The sequence below is a fragment of the Citrobacter sp. Cf116 genome, assembly GCF_030336505.1.
Taxonomy (GTDB): Bacteria; Pseudomonadota; Gammaproteobacteria; order Enterobacterales; family Enterobacteriaceae; genus Citrobacter; species Citrobacter freundii.
The window spans coordinates 715,468-730,359 of the sequence record NZ_JAOWEQ010000037.1 but is presented as its reverse complement, the minus strand read 5'-3'; the positions used below and the strand labels follow the sequence as shown (position 1 = coordinate 730,359).

At 49.6% G+C, this 14,892-nt stretch carries 14 protein-coding genes and 1 pseudogene; 6 read left to right on the top strand and 9 right to left on the bottom strand.

The genetic code is table 11. The features are described from left to right. Positions 1–34 precede the first annotated feature (34 nt). Positions 35–827: pseudogene (locus OGV74_RS12900) on the top strand (AraC family transcriptional regulator); the annotation flags it as partial. Here OGV74_RS12900 and OGV74_RS12895 read toward each other — a convergent pair. From OGV74_RS12895 to dgcJ, 3 genes are all read right to left on the bottom strand, one after another. Next, positions 810–1,256 carry a DUF441 domain-containing protein gene (locus OGV74_RS12895; RefSeq protein ID WP_003832453.1) on the bottom strand — a complete coding sequence of 149 codons (447 nt, stop codon included), beginning with the start codon at positions 1,254–1,256 and terminating at the stop codon, positions 810–812. The pseudogene OGV74_RS12900 and the gene OGV74_RS12895 sit on opposite strands and share 18 nt — an antisense overlap. Positions 1,257–1,394: 138 nt before the next feature. Beyond that, positions 1,395–1,898: a YbaK/prolyl-tRNA synthetase associated domain-containing protein gene (locus OGV74_RS12890; protein WP_086504256.1), complete on the bottom strand. Its 504-nt coding sequence runs from the start codon at positions 1,896–1,898 to the stop codon at positions 1,395–1,397. A gap of 43 nt (positions 1,899–1,941) precedes the next feature. Further along, positions 1,942–3,432: a diguanylate cyclase DgcJ gene (gene dgcJ, locus OGV74_RS12885; RefSeq protein ID WP_003030710.1), complete on the bottom strand. Its 1,491-nt coding sequence runs from the start codon at positions 3,430–3,432 to the stop codon at positions 1,942–1,944. A gap of 164 nt (positions 3,433–3,596) precedes the next feature. On the opposite strand from dgcJ, the gene OGV74_RS12880 reads away from it, so the two are divergent. Beyond that, positions 3,597–4,367: a class I SAM-dependent methyltransferase gene (locus tag OGV74_RS12880; protein WP_032949093.1), complete on the top strand. Its 771-nt coding sequence runs from the start codon at positions 3,597–3,599 to the stop codon at positions 4,365–4,367. Between the two features lie 65 nt (positions 4,368–4,432). Here OGV74_RS12880 and OGV74_RS12875 read toward each other — a convergent pair whose 3' ends face one another. Both OGV74_RS12875 and yeaG read right to left on the bottom strand, forming a co-directional pair. Beyond that, positions 4,433–5,716: a YeaH/YhbH family protein gene (locus tag OGV74_RS12875; protein ID WP_286520904.1), complete on the bottom strand. Its 1,284-nt coding sequence runs from the start codon at positions 5,714–5,716 to the stop codon at positions 4,433–4,435. 121 nt (positions 5,717–5,837) lie between these two features. Beyond that, positions 5,838–7,772: a protein kinase YeaG gene (gene yeaG, locus OGV74_RS12870; RefSeq protein ID WP_003030707.1), complete on the bottom strand. Its 1,935-nt coding sequence runs from the start codon at positions 7,770–7,772 to the stop codon at positions 5,838–5,840. Positions 7,773–8,205: 433 nt separating this feature from the next. On the opposite strand from yeaG, the gene OGV74_RS12865 reads away from it, so the two are divergent. Together OGV74_RS12865 and OGV74_RS12860 are read left to right on the top strand one after the other, a co-directional pair. Further along, on the top strand, positions 8,206–8,952 hold the full coding sequence (locus tag OGV74_RS12865) for a MipA/OmpV family protein (protein ID WP_003030706.1): 747 nt from the start codon (positions 8,206–8,208) through the stop codon (positions 8,950–8,952). A gap of 160 nt (positions 8,953–9,112) precedes the next feature. Beyond that, positions 9,113–9,967, top strand: a complete 855-nt coding sequence (locus OGV74_RS12860; protein WP_086504255.1) for an aldo/keto reductase — start codon at positions 9,113–9,115, stop codon at positions 9,965–9,967. Between the two features lie 105 nt (positions 9,968–10,072). Here OGV74_RS12860 and OGV74_RS12855 read toward each other — a convergent pair whose 3' ends face one another. Together OGV74_RS12855 and gapA are read right to left on the bottom strand one after the other, a co-directional pair. Continuing rightward, positions 10,073–10,957 (bottom strand): D-hexose-6-phosphate mutarotase, encoded by an 885-nt coding sequence (locus tag OGV74_RS12855; protein ID WP_003846660.1) that lies wholly within the window; start codon positions 10,955–10,957, stop codon positions 10,073–10,075. 83 nt (positions 10,958–11,040) lie between these two features. Beyond that, positions 11,041–12,036, bottom strand: a complete 996-nt coding sequence (gene gapA, locus OGV74_RS12850) for a glyceraldehyde-3-phosphate dehydrogenase (protein WP_003030697.1) — start codon at positions 12,034–12,036, stop codon at positions 11,041–11,043. 341 nt (positions 12,037–12,377) lie between these two features. Here gapA and msrB point away from each other — a divergent pair, with 341 nt between their 5' ends. Together msrB and OGV74_RS12840 are read left to right on the top strand one after the other, a co-directional pair. Continuing rightward, on the top strand, positions 12,378–12,791 hold the full coding sequence (msrB, locus tag OGV74_RS12845; protein WP_003030695.1) for a peptide-methionine (R)-S-oxide reductase MsrB: 414 nt from the start codon (positions 12,378–12,380) through the stop codon (positions 12,789–12,791). Between the two features lie 42 nt (positions 12,792–12,833). Then, complete coding sequence (locus OGV74_RS12840; RefSeq protein ID WP_003030693.1) at positions 12,834–13,109, top strand: YeaC family protein; 276 nt, start codon at positions 12,834–12,836, stop codon at positions 13,107–13,109. 50 nt (positions 13,110–13,159) lie between these two features. Here OGV74_RS12840 and yajD read toward each other — a convergent pair whose 3' ends face one another. Next, a complete protein-coding gene (yajD, locus tag OGV74_RS12835) occupies positions 13,160–13,504 on the bottom strand; it encodes an HNH nuclease YajD (protein WP_003030690.1) in 345 nt (114 codons plus the stop codon). Positions 13,505–13,598: 94 nt separating this feature from the next. Continuing rightward, entirely contained in the window at positions 13,599–14,852 is a 1,254-nt protein-coding gene (gene chiD, locus OGV74_RS12830; protein WP_086504254.1) for a chitinase ChiD, read from the bottom strand. Positions 14,853–14,892: the final 40 nt, after the last annotated feature.

The window sequence follows — 14,892 nt, the reverse complement described above, 5'->3', positions numbered from 1 at the left end:
AAATGACAGATTATCGCTAAAATAGGACATTCTTATGTTGGGGCTGAGACTGGATGGATATGAGCCCGATTTGCACCACGATGCGGCGGTCGCATTTTGTATTCAGGCTCGGGAAGATGAACTTTTCAGTCCGCTGCATCAGCACCGTAAGGGGCAGTTGATCCTGGCGCTGCATGGCGCGATCACCTGTGAAGTTGAAAACGCTATGTGGATGGTGCCTCCGCAATATGCGGTGTGGATCCCTGGCGAAATTCCACACAGCAACCACGTTACCGTGGGCGCGCAATTGTGTTTTCTATTTATTGAGCCGCAGGCTGTCGTGATGCCTGAACGTTGCTGCACGCTGAAAATCGCCCCGTTATGTCGGGAACTCATTCTGGCGCTGGCGTCCAAATCGGATGCTCAGCGACTGGAGCCGGCAACTCAGCGGCTGACGCAAGTGTTGTTTGATGAACTCCCGCAGCAACCCCAGGAGCAGATGCAGTTACCGGTTTCCGATCACCCGAAAATTCGCAGAATGGTCGCAACGATGGCGAAAGAGCCTGCACAATGGCAGACGTTGGGACAATGGGCCAGCGTATTTGCGATGAGTGAACGTAACCTTGCTCGTCTGGTCGTCAAAGAAACGGGGTTGAGTTTTCGCCGCTGGCGTCACCAGCTCCAGCTGATTCTGGCGCTGCAGGCGTTGATCGATGGCCGCAATGTACAACAGGTCGCGCAAATGCTCGGGTACGATTCGACCACGGCATTTATCACTATGTTCAAAAAAGGCCTGGGGCAGACGCCAGGCCGTTATCTGAACGGGCTGGCTACTGCTTCCCAACAATCAACGAGACCAGGCCTGCCGCAATAAGCGGCCCCACCGGCACACCGCGAAACAGCGCCACGCCCAGTACCGTGCCCACCAGTAATCCGGCAACAAGCTGGGGCTGACTGCCCATGAGCGTAACGCCGCGTCCGCCGAGCCATGAGACAAATACCCCGACGGCAATAGCGACCAGTGATTTCCAGTTTACAAAGGAGTGGATGAGCGTGGAGGGCGGTAGCGTTCCGCTGGCGATCGGTGCCATGACGCCAATGGTCAGAATGATAATCCCGACGGTCAGGCCCTGTTTTTCAATCCAGGGGAAGAAAGTATTCAGAGGGGTAACACGGACAATGATCAGCACCAGAATTGAAACAGCGACAGTGGTGTTGTGGCTGACAAAGCCCAGAGCTGCCAGTCCGAGGAGGATCAGCAGAGTGACATCAAACATCGTAGTTTCCTTGCCAAAAGAAAAAATAAGCCTGCTTACTGTACGCGTAAATGCGTGACGGAACAGGCTTTTTTTAATGATTATGATTTTTTTTGGGCTAACGCACGATGCGACGTTTTTTACTGCTAACGCAGACCATTATTGTTCGCGGCGGAAAGGGATTAATTCAGGTTGCGCGATACGCAGGTAATCTGCGGTATCCATGATCACGGATTTTTCCAGCAACCCGGCATTAAACGCAATTTCATGAAAACGCTCAAACAATAGCGGGTCAGCGACCAGCTTGAGATTAGGATGAAAACTGAACGGTGGGATAGCGCCAAATACGCAGCCAGTCAGTTCATCTACCTCCGCCGGGCTGGCAAGAGACGCTCTCAACCCGCCAATATGGCTGGCTAACCGGCTCAGGTCGGCCTGCTGATCGGCAGAGAGGATCGCCAGAACATGCTGATTGACGCCGTTGCCTTTTACTTTGCAGACCAGCGCTTTTGCTCCCTGGCCCAGTGCGGTACCACGAATTTCAGAAACTGCCTCACATTTGCCGACGGCTTCATGGCTTACCACGCGGTACGTTGCGCCTTGCTCTGACAACAGCGAAATTAAACGCTGATGCGTTGCGATACCTTTGTTCACTTCCGTCATGACTTACTCCTGGTACAACAATGAAAATCCTGCAGAAAAATAATCACGCACCGGCGTGTTTTTTCTGTTTGTTCAGATAGAGCTGTGCATCAGATGCTTTGTAAGCATCATCAATAGTGTCGTTCGGCTGCATATTATAAACCCCGGCGGAGAAGCTGATGGATATATCATGCGCAATAATTTGTAAGTTATAGCGAATTCTCTCCAGCAGGCGGGGCGTTAAATCACTGGGGTGGTCGATGAGGATAATACAAAACTCATCGCCGCCGAGGCGGATGGCGTAGTCGCTTTTGCGAATAGAGCTTTGAATGGCTTTGGCCAGATGAGTGATAATCCGATCGCCTTCTTTATGCCCTAACGTGTCATTGATGACTTTCAGTTTATCGCAGTCGATGGCGATAAAGGTGACGAGCGTTCCCGTGTTCACCAACTGTTGCAAACGCTGCTCAAGCGCCGGCGTTAAAATTTTACGGTTGTAGAGCCCGGTCATCGCATCACTAACATTTTCCCGCGTGACGTTGTGATACAGCCGAAAATGCGTTCTGACCATATTCAGCAGTAATATTGTTGCCAGTAAATAGAATGCGAATATCTTCCAGGACGAGACAATAAAATACATAACATCGAGTGAGAGTGTGATGCGTATACCACCGGGTATGTCCTTCTCATAGTGAACATAGCGGAACAGATCGGTTTCACTTTTATGAACGAGAATCTCTTTACCGGAGCTGGTATCCGAGACCGTTACATTAAGATAGCGCCAGACGAGAGGGCGGTCGCTGGTATAGAAAATATTCTGTAAATTCTCTTTATTAATATCTACCATCACCACACCTTTTAACTTACCGGTGTAGTAGACCGGTGTTAAAAAGCTCATCACTTTTTTCTCGGTCAGGTTATCTTCATAAATACTGGAAATCACCGTGCGGCCGGTGAAAATACCATCAATATCATTTTGGTCGATTCCCAGCGTACCTTTTTGCAAAAACGACCAGTTGTGTATCGCAAATTTCCGCGAGTCGATCAAATCATAGAAATAGACGTAGTTATTTTTGAGATCGACGTAATATCGAAATTTATACTCTAACGTCCCTAATCCCTGACCGTAATCTTTCTGCTGACGATTAACATTGACCGCCCGGTCAAAAGAAGGCAGCAGAAAAATGTCATCAAGCTGTTCACTACATTTTGTTGAGGTGGTCTGCAACGTACCGTGTAATGGCAGATAGTTGTGCTTAGTAAGGTTGAGCCCATGAGTGCCGTTAACGCTGTCGAAAGCGGTGCAAAGTGCTTTTTGCTGTTCGAGAGAGGCTGGCTCCTGGGGGGACGAAAATGTGCGCATCAGATGGGCTGCGATGCTTTGATTTGTGTACTTATCATAGAGAAACGATGAGTCGGCTTTCTCATTGATATAGCGCATGTACGCATTCATTGCTTTATCGCTGGCAATGAGCTCATAAACCAAAAAAGAAGACGTCAAAACAATTACGCTGACGGAGATAAAGAGCCTGAGCGCTTTATGATGCAATTTCATAATGATTTACAGCCCTGTAAGTCTGATAATTCAGTCTATCACACGGCATACATCCGCTCTAACGCTACGGGCAAGGACATTTTGTAATAAAAATCATTCGCGCGCTTCACCTTTAACCTTTAATGTTGTATTTATAATGCAACTTATAAAAAGGAGACAGGCCAATGAGCGCGACTGAAAAAGCGGGTCATACATTTTTAGCCAGCCTGGGCAAAACCCGTCTGCGTCCGGGCGGCGTTGAAGCAACAGAATGGTTGTTTAGCCAGTCACAGCTGACGCCCGGCAGCCAGGTGCTTGAAGTGGCGTGCAACATGGCCACGACGGCGATAGAGTTAGTTCAACGCTATGGCTGTAAGGTATACGCCATTGATATGGATAAAACCGCACTGTCAAACGCAAGGAATAACGTGGCGGAAAATGGTCTGGAAAATCACATTCATGTGATGGCGGCAAACGCCAACACTCTTCCTTTTGCGGATAACAGTTTCGATGTTGTGATTAACGAAGCCATGCTGACAATGTATGCCGATAAAGCGAAGGCGAAGTTAATTGCCGAATATTATCGCGTGTTGAAGCCCGGTGGGCGTCTGCTCACCCACGATATTATGTTCACCACCCAAAAACTGGGCGCGGGCGATCAGGGCCTGCTTGTCGATGTGGTGAAATCAAACGTTAGCCCAATGACCAGACAAGGCTGGCGTGATTTGTTTCTTAACTGCGGGTTCGAACAGGTTTTGCAGCAGAATGGCAACATGTCGCTGATGTCACCGCGCGGATTAATTCGTGATGAAGGGCTTACAGGGGCAGTTAAAATTGTGTTTAACGGCTTACGCACGAGCGAAAATCGTCGTCGGTTCCTGAAAATGTTTCGCTTCTTCCGTTCGCAACGTCATCAGCTAAACTACATTGCCTGCTGCTCTGTTAAGGGAAAATAAAAACAGGATGGGGCACTATTTATAAAATCAGTCAGCACATCTACGCGCTGACTGATTTGTTTAGGTTAATTGTTACTGGTCGTACTTTGCTTATGAAACAGTTCGCGAAATACCGGGTAAATATCATCCTGGTCGCGGATATGCTGCATCGCAAAGTTATCAAAGATTGATTGCAGATGTTCGTATTCACGCCATAAGGTTTGGTGGGCGCGGCGAGTGATTTCGATATAGCTGTAATAGCGTACCACTGGCAGCAGCTTTTTCGCCAAAATCTCATGACACAGCGGTGAATCATCTGCCCAGTTATCACCGTCCGATGCCTGTGCAGCATAGATGTTCCACTGGGCAGGGTTGTAGCGATCTTTCACCACTTCATCCATTAACTTCAGTGCACTGGAGACAATGGTCCCCCCGGTTTCCTGAGAGTAGAAGAACTCATGTTCATCCACTTCTTTCGCCTGGGTATGGTGGCGAATATAAACCACCTCCACGTTCTTATAGGTCCGGCTTAAGAACAGATACAGCAGGATATAAAAACGTTTAGCCATATCTTTGGTCGACTGATCCATCGAACCAGAGACGTCCATCAGGCAGAACATCACCGCCTGGCTGGAAGGGTCGGGGCGTTTTTCATAATTTTTGTAGCGTAAATCAAAGGTGTCGATAAATGGCACGCGTTCGATTTTTGCCCGCAGTTCGGCAATCTCTTTGCGTAACCGTTCCTCTTCCAGCAACTGCGCTGGTTCGCTTTTCGCGATGGTTTCCAGATCCGCTTCGAGAGCATGCAGTTCGCGACGCTTACCCGCTGTCATCGCCGTACGGCGCGCCAGTGAGTTTTGCAGGGATCGCACCACGCTAATGTTGGCAGGCACACCGTTAGAGGTAAAACCTGCCCGGTGTGTTTTATACTCCGTTAACTGACGCTGCTGATTCTGCTTCAGGTTAGGAAGTGCTAAATCTTCGAACAACAGATCAAGATATTCATCTTTAGAGATCTGAAAGACGAACTCATCCTGACCCTCACCATCCTGGCTGGCCTGGCCTTGTCCACTTCCTGAACCGCCACCGCCGCCCTGTGGGCGTTCAATGCGGTCATTCTGCACAAAATGGTCGTTACCCGGATGTACGCGATGGCGCAGGCCACCACGTCCCTGATGAAACATTGGTTCGCTAATATCATCAGTCGGAATAGAGACAGATTCGCCGCTATCCACATCAGTCACCGAACGCTTGTTAATGGCCTCGGAGATCGACTGTTTAATTTGCGATTTATAACGGCGTAAGAAGCGCTGGCGGTTTACCGTGCTCTTGTTTTTGCCGTTAAGACGCCGGTCAATAAACCAGGTCATAAGCCCCCCGTACTGCCAACTGTTCGCCATGTCTGTAAGTGCCGGATGGCGCTGACGCTATCCGGCCTACGGAACATTGTTTTGCAAGCCCGGTAAGCGCATGCGCCACCGGGCACTTATGTTAAGACGATTTACGTACGCGCAAATACCATTCGCACAGTAAACGCACTTGTTTACGCGTGTAGCCTTTTTCCATCATACGGTCGACAAAATCGTCGTGTTTTTTCTGCTCGTCAGTCGAGGTTTTAGCATTGAACGAAATGACCGGCAGCAGCTCCTCGGTATTGGAGAACATCTTCTTCTCAATAACCGTGCGTAGTTTTTCGTAACTGGTCCAGTTTGGATTGCGACCGCTGTTATTCGCTCTGGCACGCAGAACAAAGTTGACGATCTCGTTACGGAAATCTTTCGGGTTACTGATACCCGCCGGCTTCTCAATTTTCTCCAGTTCTGAGTTCAGTGACTCGCGATCAAACAGCTGACCGGTATCTGGATCGCGATACTCCTGATCCTGAATCCAGAAATCCGCATAAGTGACATAACGGTCGAAAATGTTCTGACCGTATTCGGAATAGGATTCGAGATAAGCTGTCTGGATCTCCTTGCCGATGAATTCAGCATATTTCGGGATCAGATAGCCTTTCAGGAACTCAAGATAACGCTCAGCTTGCTCCTGCGGGAACTGTTCACGCTCGATTTGCTGCTCCAGTACGTAGAACAGATGAACCGGGTTAGCTGCCACTTCAGCATGGTCAAAGTTAAATACGCGAGAGAGGATCTTAAACGCGAAACGCGTGGACAGACCGTTCATTCCCTCATCAACCCCGGCGTAATCACGATACTCCTGATAGGATTTCGCTTTTGGATCGGTATCTTTCAGGCTTTCGCCATCGTAAACGCGCATCTTCGAGTAAATGCTCGAGTTCTCAGGTTCTTTCAGGCGAGAAAGAATGGTAAAGCGAGAGAGCGTTTCCAACGTGCCCGGTGCGCAAGGCGCATGGGTCAGCTCACTGTGGTTAAGCAGTTTTTCGTAAATTTTGATCTCTTCAGAGATCCGCAGGCAATAAGGCACTTTGACGATGTAAACACGGTCAAGGAACGCCTCATTGTTTTTGTTATTACGGAACGTTACCCATTCAGACTCGTTCGAGTGGGCAAGAATAATCCCGTTAAACGGCAGGGCGGAGATACCTTCTGTCCCGTTGTAGTTTCCTTCCTGGGTGGCGGTCAGCAGAGGATGCAGCACTTTAATCGGTGCTTTAAACATCTCAACGAACTCCATAATCCCCTGGTTTGAGCGGCACAGTGCGCCCGAATAACCGTAGGCATCAGGATCGTTCTGGGCGTGGTGTTCGAGTTTACGAATATCCACTTTCCCGACCAGCGCAGAAATATCCTGGTTGTTTTCATCACCAGGCTCCGTTTTAGCGATAGCGATCTGCTCCAGAATAGACGGCCAGACTTTGACGACGCGGAATTTTGTAATGTCCCCGCCAAAATCATGCAGACGTTTAGCAGCCCACGGCGACATGATCGTACCGAGATAACGACGCGGGATCCCATACTCTTTTTCCAGGATCTGCGCGTCTTCCTGCGGATTAAACAGGCATAACGGATGATCGTTGACCGGGCTACGTTCGCCATTGGCGCTCAGGACATAAATCGGTACTCGTTGCATCAGCGACTTCAGCCGCTCAGCAAGAGATGATTTCCCCCCTCCCACAGGCCCCAGCAGATACAGAATCTGCTTCTTCTCTTCCAGACCTTGAGCCGCATGCTTCAAATAAGAAACAATCTGCTCAATGGCGTCTTCCATGCCGTAAAACTCTTCAAAAGCGGGATAGCGTGCAATTACCCGATTCGAAAAGAGTCGAGAAAGTCGAGGTTCATGGGCAGTGTCAACCATGACAGGCTCACCAATAGCCATTAATAGCCGCTCTGCCGCGTTGGCATAAGCACTGCGATCTTGCCGACAAGTGGTAAGAAACTCCTGCAGCGTGAACTCTTCGTCCTTGGCAGCTTCATAACGCTGGCGATAGTGATCGAATATATTCATGGTATGCCGTCCTTTCGTTTTTTAGCACATGTTAAGAGCCGTTCATATGAATAGTAGAGGCCCCTGAAGAGGTAAACTGAACGACGTCGCTGCTGAAGAAATAAGCAACTCTCATGCCATTTTAGTGGTCAGGAGATCAACGTATTCGGTGATACACCTTCTAAAATTAAGCGTAGATGGCATTTGCAAAACTTGCCTGTGTGCGCAAATGAATTTCAATGGCATATCAATAACTCATCAGCAAAAAAAGCACATCTTATGTAAAGAATTGGAGCGGGATTCATGCGGTGTTCACCGTGCTGCAAGCAAAATGTCATCACTCGCTGAGAAATTAGGGGGTTACATTCTGGGGTGAATACGTAAAATAGTTGGGCTGAAGCGTATTGGCGGTTACACTTTGACCGCTACACATTTGAATAAGGAATTATGGATTGTGACCAAACTCAAACTTCTGGCACTTGGCGTCCTTGCCGCAACCGCAGTTAGCACCGCACAGGCGGAAAGTCAGTGGACTGTTGGCGCGGGTGTTGGTGTGATTAACAGCCCGTACAAACAGTATGACCGCGATGTTTACCCTGTTCCGGTTGTCACCTATGAAGGCGATAATGTGTGGTTCCGCGGCTTGGGTGGCGGTTACTATTTGTGGAATGATACGGCAGATAAGCTTTCCATCATGGCGTACTATGATCCGACGCATTTCAAGCCGGGTGATAGCGATAGCCATGCTTTACGCCAACTCGACAAGCGTAAAAGCAGCTTGATGGCTGGTCTATCATATGTACATAACACCCAGTATGGTTTCCTGCGTACCGCACTGGCGGGTGATACCCTGGATAACAGCAACGGCTTTATCTGGGATCTGGCCTGGCTCTACCGTTACACCAATGGTGGTCTGACCCTGACGCCGGGTATCGGTGTGCAGTACAGCAGCGAAAACTACAACGACTACTATTATGGTGTGTCCAATCACGAGTCTCGCCGCAGTGGTCTGAATAGCTACAACGCTGACGATGGATGGGATCCGTACCTGGAGTTGACCGCGAGCTATAACTTCCTTGGCAACTGGAACGTGTACGGCACTGGCCGTTATGTGCGTTTGAGTGATGAAGTGAAAGACAGCCCGATGGTCGATAAGTCCTGGTCTGGCATCTTCTCGGTAGGTGTGACCTACAAGTTCTGATACTACTCGGTGTCAAACTCAAGCCCGCGCGATATGCGGGCTTTTTTACGTCATTAAAATTAAGACAACCCCCAGATCATGATGGTGCAATTTGTGCACCCTAACAGGACACATGCACGTTGTTTTGCTTTACTGTGGTGCATTAACACAGGAGGGTGCGATGACAGCGAAACAGGTGACGTTTACAGACCAGGTATCGCTTCCTGCTATTGGGCAGGGAACATGGTACATGGGCGAGGATCCAAGCCGACGCCGGGATGAAGTGTCTGCGCTGCAGGCCGGACTGGATCTCGGTCTGCGATTGATTGATACCGCAGAAATGTACGCTGATGGTGCAGCGGAAGAGGTGGTGGGTGAAGCATTAATGGGACGGCGTGATAGCGCTTTTTTAGTCTCGAAAGTTTACCCATGGAATGCCGGTGGACAGAAAGCCATTGCCGCCTGCGAAGCCAGCCTGCGTCGACTGAAAACTGATTATCTGGATCTCTATTTGCTGCACTGGATGGGCGATTTTTCATTTGCAGAGACCGTCGATGCCATGGAAACACTGATTGCGCAGGGGAAAATCCGCCGTTGGGGCGTCTCAAATCTCGATTATGATGATATGCAGGCGTTATGGCAGGTACCCGGTGGACGGGAGTGTGCAACTAACCAGGTGCTTTATCATTTAGCCTCGCGCGGTATTGAATATGATTTACTGCCGTGGTGCCAGCAGCAGCAGATGCCGGTCATGGCATACAGTCCGCTGGCCCAGGCGGGACGGCTGCGTGGCGATTTGCTTTCTAATTCAGTGGTGAATGACATTGCGCGCGTGCACAATGTTAGTGCTGCACAGATTTTGCTGGCGTGGGTGATTCGTCAGTCGGGTGTAATAGCAATTCCGAAAGCCGCAAGCGTAGCGCATGTCGAACAAAATGCCGCCGCGCTGGAGATAACGCTCTCTGTGGATGAGCTGAAGCAGTTAGATAAGGTGTATCCGGCGCCAAAAGGTAAAACAGCGCTGGATATGGCCTGATTTGCCAAATGACGATGCTCACGCAGCTTATCAGGCCAACGGCTGTGTGTGGTTTGTAGGCCGGATAAGGCGTTAGCCGCATCCGGCATGATGCGCAGAGTTGTCTTAGCGTTTAGCAACACGAATAGTCTGCGCGAGGCGAGATGGTTTTTCTTCGGTGGTTTTCTGCGGAGCGGTCGCGTAAGCCGTTTCTACACAAACAAACGTTTTGTAGCCATCATCCGGCATGTCGCCCATACTGACGGACAGCGCCGGGCCAGGGTTCCAGCCCACGACATTCAGGTGGTGGTGGTGGACAACGTCGATATTGCGATTCAACGCATCATCATGAATCACGCTGCACGCTTCCGGATTCAGATAGACACGATCGGTGCGGTCCGGGAAGGTCTGGATACCATCAGCCAGCACATCTTCTTTAGCATCATTCACTTTATCGATCAGGCGATCGCCGAGACCACTAACTTTCACTGCCGCAATGTCACCAACGTTGAAATAGGTATGCAGTGCCGAGGTGGTTTCAAACTCACCGTGAGCTTCCAGCTCCATCTCACAGGTGGCTCCCACTTTGAAACGGGCCAGCAGGCAAAACTCGTGCGGCCAAAGCTGACGCGTTTCGGCATTGCTCTGCAGTTCAAACGTCAACACCACGCCATTGTCGTCTTCGTTGTGCGCTTTCAGCGTCCATGGCAAGTTACGGGCAAAACCATGCGAAGGCAGGCCCTGCTGAGCAGCCGGACCAAACCACGGCCAGCAAATTGGTACGCCGCCACGCAGCGCTACGCCGGTTTTAAACGGGGTATTGTTGCTTAACCACAGGACTTCCTCTTCGCCGTTTGGTTTCCAGGAAAGAAGATGTGCGCCCTGTAGCGCGAAAGACGCTTTAACCTGGGGGTGATCGACAACAAGAACCTCAAGCTCATCAAGCTGACGGCGGGAGAGGACAGGGGTAAGCTGTTCAATGACCGGGAGAGCGAAAATTTTGTTAATCATGATGCAATCCTTGGTATGTGAATATTTTGGTCATAAAAAAAGGCGACCGAAGTCGCCTTTTTGGATCAGATACTCATCTCAACTTATTTGGAGATGTGAGCAATCAGGTCCAGAACTTTGTTAGAGTAGCCGGTTTCGTTGTCGTACCAGGATACCAGTTTCACGAAGTTGTCGTTCAGTGCGATACCAGCTTTAGCATCGAACACGGAAGTGCAAACTTCACCGTTGAAATCGGTAGATACTACGTCGTCTTCGGTGTAACCCAGAACGCCTTTCATCGGGCCTTCGGAAGCAGCTTTGATTGCTTTCTTGATTTCTTCGTAAGAAGCAGCTTTTTCCAGACGAACGGTCAGGTCAACAACGGATACGTTCGGGGTAGGAACGCGGAACGCCATACCAGTCAGTTTGCCGTTCAGTTCTGGCAGTACTTTACCTACAGCTTTAGCTGCACCGGTAGAGGACGGGATGATGTTCTGGGATGCGCCGCGGCCGCCGCGCCAGTCTTTGTGAGACGGGCCATCAACGGTTTTCTGAGTAGCGGTGGTTGCGTGAACAGTAGTCATCAGACCTTCGATGATGCCGAAGTTGTCGTTGATAACTTTAGCCAGCGGAGCCAGGCAGTTAGTGGTGCAGGAAGCGTTAGAAACGATGTCCTGACCTTCGTATTTGTCAAAGTTAGCGCCTTTAACAAACATCGGAGTGTTATCTTTGGACGGACCAGTCAGAACCACTTTTTTCGCGCCAGCAGTGATGTGCTTACGAGCGGTTTCATCTGTCAGGAACAGGCCAGTAGCTTCAGCTACTACGTCAACACCAACTTCGTCCCATTTCAGGTTAGCCGGATCACGTTCAGCGGTAACACGGATTTTTTTACCGTTTACGATCAGATGACCGTCTTTCACTTCAACGGTACCGTTGAAACGGCCGTGAGTGGAGTCATATTTCAGCATGTAAGCCATGTAGTCAGCGTCTAACAGGTCGTTGATTGCAACGATCTCGATGTCAGAGCGTTCTTGAGCAGCACGGAAAACAATGCGACCGATACGGCCAAAACCGTTGATACCTACTTTGATAGTCATATATTCCACCAGCTATTTGTTAGTGAATAAAAGGTTGCCTGTAAAATTACAAAAACCTTACGCAGCGTCAAGCGGAATCGTGTCAATCATTGCGACAAATCAATCTGCTGCCTAAGCTTTGTGCAACTGACTCGCCTCACTCTTCCTTTGGGCTTGAAACCACATGGGGTCGGCGGCCCGAATTTTAAAGGGCAATCAAGATAAAAACGTGACTCTGATCACGAATTGCAGGCTGCCATTTCGCAAGGATCAAGTTTAGAACAAAAGTTCGCACTCCGGTGTTAATGTTTTGTTAGAATCTGTCTCGCGATGTGAGTTTAGATAAAGCGAGATGTGAGCAAATGGCTAATCAACCTTCTCCAGAAGAACTGAAAAAAAATTTAACCGAAATGCAGTTCTACGTGACGCAGAATCACGGGACAGAACCGCCATTTACCGGGCGTTTGCTGCATAACAAGCGTGACGGCATCTACCACTGTCTGATCTGCGATAAACCGCTATTTCGTTCCGAGACAAAATATGACTCTGGCTGCGGCTGGCCCAGCTTTTACGAGCCTGTCAGCGATGAGGCTATCCATTACATAAAAGATACGTCACACGGCATGCAGCGCATAGAAATCCGCTGCGGAAACTGTGATGCGCACCTGGGACACGTCTTCCCGGATGGTCCGAAACCTACCGGTGAACGGTACTGCGTTAACTCAGCGTCTTTGAACTTCACCGATAGTGAAAACGGTGAGCAAACCAAGGGTTGAAGAAACGATTCAGCAAATTATTCTACGGAGAGTGGATTTAACATGAATCTTGATGAGATGATCAACAGTATGACGCCGGAAGTTTATCAGCGCTTATCGACTGCCGTTGAGCTCGGAAAATGGCCGGATGGCGTAGCGCTAACGGCAGAACAAAAAGAGAACAGCTTACAGCTGGTAATGTTATGGCAGGCGCGAAACAATATTGACGCGCAGCATATGACGATTGATACCAACGGTGAGATGGTGATGAAGAGCAAGCAGCAGTTGAAGGTTGAGTTTGGTATTACGCCCGAACCGATTGCGACGTTTAAATCCTGATTAACCTGGCCCGGCAAACACAAACATCGGTGTCGGGCCCGCAGTTGCTGTTATTTCTTGTTCATCATCGCCTTCAGGTCGGCAAACGGATTGTATTTCGCCTCGCCGACGTCTTTCTGCGCATCTTCCCCTGCCACTACGGTAGAACCATACTGATCCACCTCAGTGTATTTCGAATGCTCATGATCGTGACAGTATAGGCATAACATCTCCCAGTTGCTACCGTCTTCCGGGTTATTGGAGTGATCGTGATCGATGTGATGTACTGTCAGCTCGCGCAAATTTGAATACACGAACTCACGGGAACAACGTCCACAAACCCAAGGGAAGAGCTTTAGCGCCTTTTCCCGATATCCGACTTCCAGACGGGCGTAATTTTTAGGGATAAAAGCCATAAAAGCGCATGCCTCCAGTAGAAAATGAAGAGCTGCGCCAAAGGTTGACGCAGCAGAATGGGCTAATCATAACCTATTGTGCCAGGCGTTGGGATCAGTGTTTGATGCCTAACGAATCGGCTAACTGCTTCGCCAACTGGTTTTGGTCATCTGCACCGTATTCCCAGAACATGGCGCCTCCCAATCCTTTACTTTTGATGTAGTCGGCTTTGATCGCCACCGAACGCGGATTTTCATAGGAGAGGGCAAAAAGTGCTTTTCCATCTGCAGGCTGCACCGACAGCCACGGCACTTTCGCTTCATCATCCCAATGTTGGCTAAAGCGTTTTTGCGGATCGTTGATCAACTTCGCCACGATATCGTTGTACTTCACGTAGGTATCTTTGCTCAGGTCGACGCCCAGTGATTTGAACAACTCAATTTGCGCAGGCTCGAAATAGGGCTGGGTAACAGGATTTTTCTGCGCGTCAGGTTTGCTCCAGTCAATGCCTGGTTCAACGGCGCGTTTTGGTACGCGTCCATAAAAGCCAATGCCCAGATTCATTTGGCTCGGTTTCAGACCGGCAGCAAGATAGTTACTGACCACAACATCGGCGCTGTACTTATCCGCCGCGGCGACCGTCGGCCATTGCGTCGAATCATACAGGTTCGAGTTAAAATACTGGGTGCCGTAAGCCATGTCATAGGTCATCAGGTTGATGTAGTCGAGCGATGGTGCAATGGCTTTTACATCTACCCAGCTTTTCGGACTTTCTGCATTTGCGCCCACGGCGATGGTCAGCAGTTTTTTATGCCCCAATGCGGCCCGCAGTTCTGTTAGCAGCGCGGTAAAGTTAGCGCGGTCAGCCGGTTGGCTTTCGACCAGTCCCCAGGCGCCGTTAACCGGATATTCCCAGTCGAGATCGATGCCATCCAGACCATATTTCGCAATTATCTCTTGCGCAGACTGAATAAACACTGCGCGCGTATCCTTCGTTGCCGCCGCACCAGAGAATCCACGCGCTCCCCAGCCGCCGACGGAAAGTAACACTTTCAGGTTTGGATTTTGTTTACGCAGCTGTGGAATTTTCAGCAAATCATCCTGCACTTTCTGTGAAAGCCAAATTTGATGCAGTTTGCTGGCGTCTTTTAAGGCGTCATTGGTCTCGTCTTTTTCGTTGTTGTAGACAAGGCCAAACGAATAGTTGAGATGGGTTATCTGGCGAACATCCAGTTTATTGATGTCGCCGCCAGGACCGGCAGTGACGTCGCCACCGCCATTAAAGTAGCCAACTGACATCAGTGTATTGGCGGAAACAACGCTGGCGCAGAGCAGGGGTAATGCTGCCAACAAAGGCAATAGTTTCATCGGTGTTCCTCTTTGACATTTAAACAAGTAAACACGCCAC

Bases quoted from the DNA above. Each gene is read 5' to 3' on its own strand.
- OGV74_RS12895 (WP_003832453.1), bottom strand. From the start codon at position 1,256: ATGTTTGATGTCACTCTGCTGATCCTCCTCGGACTGGCAGCTCTGGGC.
- OGV74_RS12890 (WP_086504256.1), bottom strand. From the start codon at position 1,898: ATGACGGAAGTGAACAAAGGTATCGCAACGCATCAGCGTTTAATTTCG.
- dgcJ (WP_003030710.1), bottom strand. From the start codon at position 3,432: ATGAAATTGCATCATAAAGCGCTCAGGCTCTTTATCTCCGTCAGCGTA.
- OGV74_RS12880 (WP_032949093.1), top strand. From the start codon at position 3,597: ATGAGCGCGACTGAAAAAGCGGGTCATACATTTTTAGCCAGCCTGGGC.
- OGV74_RS12875 (WP_286520904.1), bottom strand. From the start codon at position 5,716: ATGACCTGGTTTATTGACCGGCGTCTTAACGGCAAAAACAAGAGCACG.
- yeaG (WP_003030707.1), bottom strand. From the start codon at position 7,772: ATGAATATATTCGATCACTATCGCCAGCGTTATGAAGCTGCCAAGGAC.
- OGV74_RS12860 (WP_086504255.1), top strand. From the start codon at position 9,113: ATGACAGCGAAACAGGTGACGTTTACAGACCAGGTATCGCTTCCTGCT.
- OGV74_RS12855 (WP_003846660.1), bottom strand. From the start codon at position 10,957: ATGATTAACAAAATTTTCGCTCTCCCGGTCATTGAACAGCTTACCCCT.
- gapA (WP_003030697.1), bottom strand. From the start codon at position 12,036: ATGACTATCAAAGTAGGTATCAACGGTTTTGGCCGTATCGGTCGCATT.
- msrB (WP_003030695.1), top strand. From the start codon at position 12,378: ATGGCTAATCAACCTTCTCCAGAAGAACTGAAAAAAAATTTAACCGAA.
- OGV74_RS12840 (WP_003030693.1), top strand. From the start codon at position 12,834: ATGAATCTTGATGAGATGATCAACAGTATGACGCCGGAAGTTTATCAG.
- yajD (WP_003030690.1), bottom strand. From the start codon at position 13,504: ATGGCTTTTATCCCTAAAAATTACGCCCGTCTGGAAGTCGGATATCGG.
- chiD (WP_086504254.1), bottom strand. From the start codon at position 14,852: ATGAAACTATTGCCTTTGTTGGCAGCATTACCCCTGCTCTGCGCCAGC.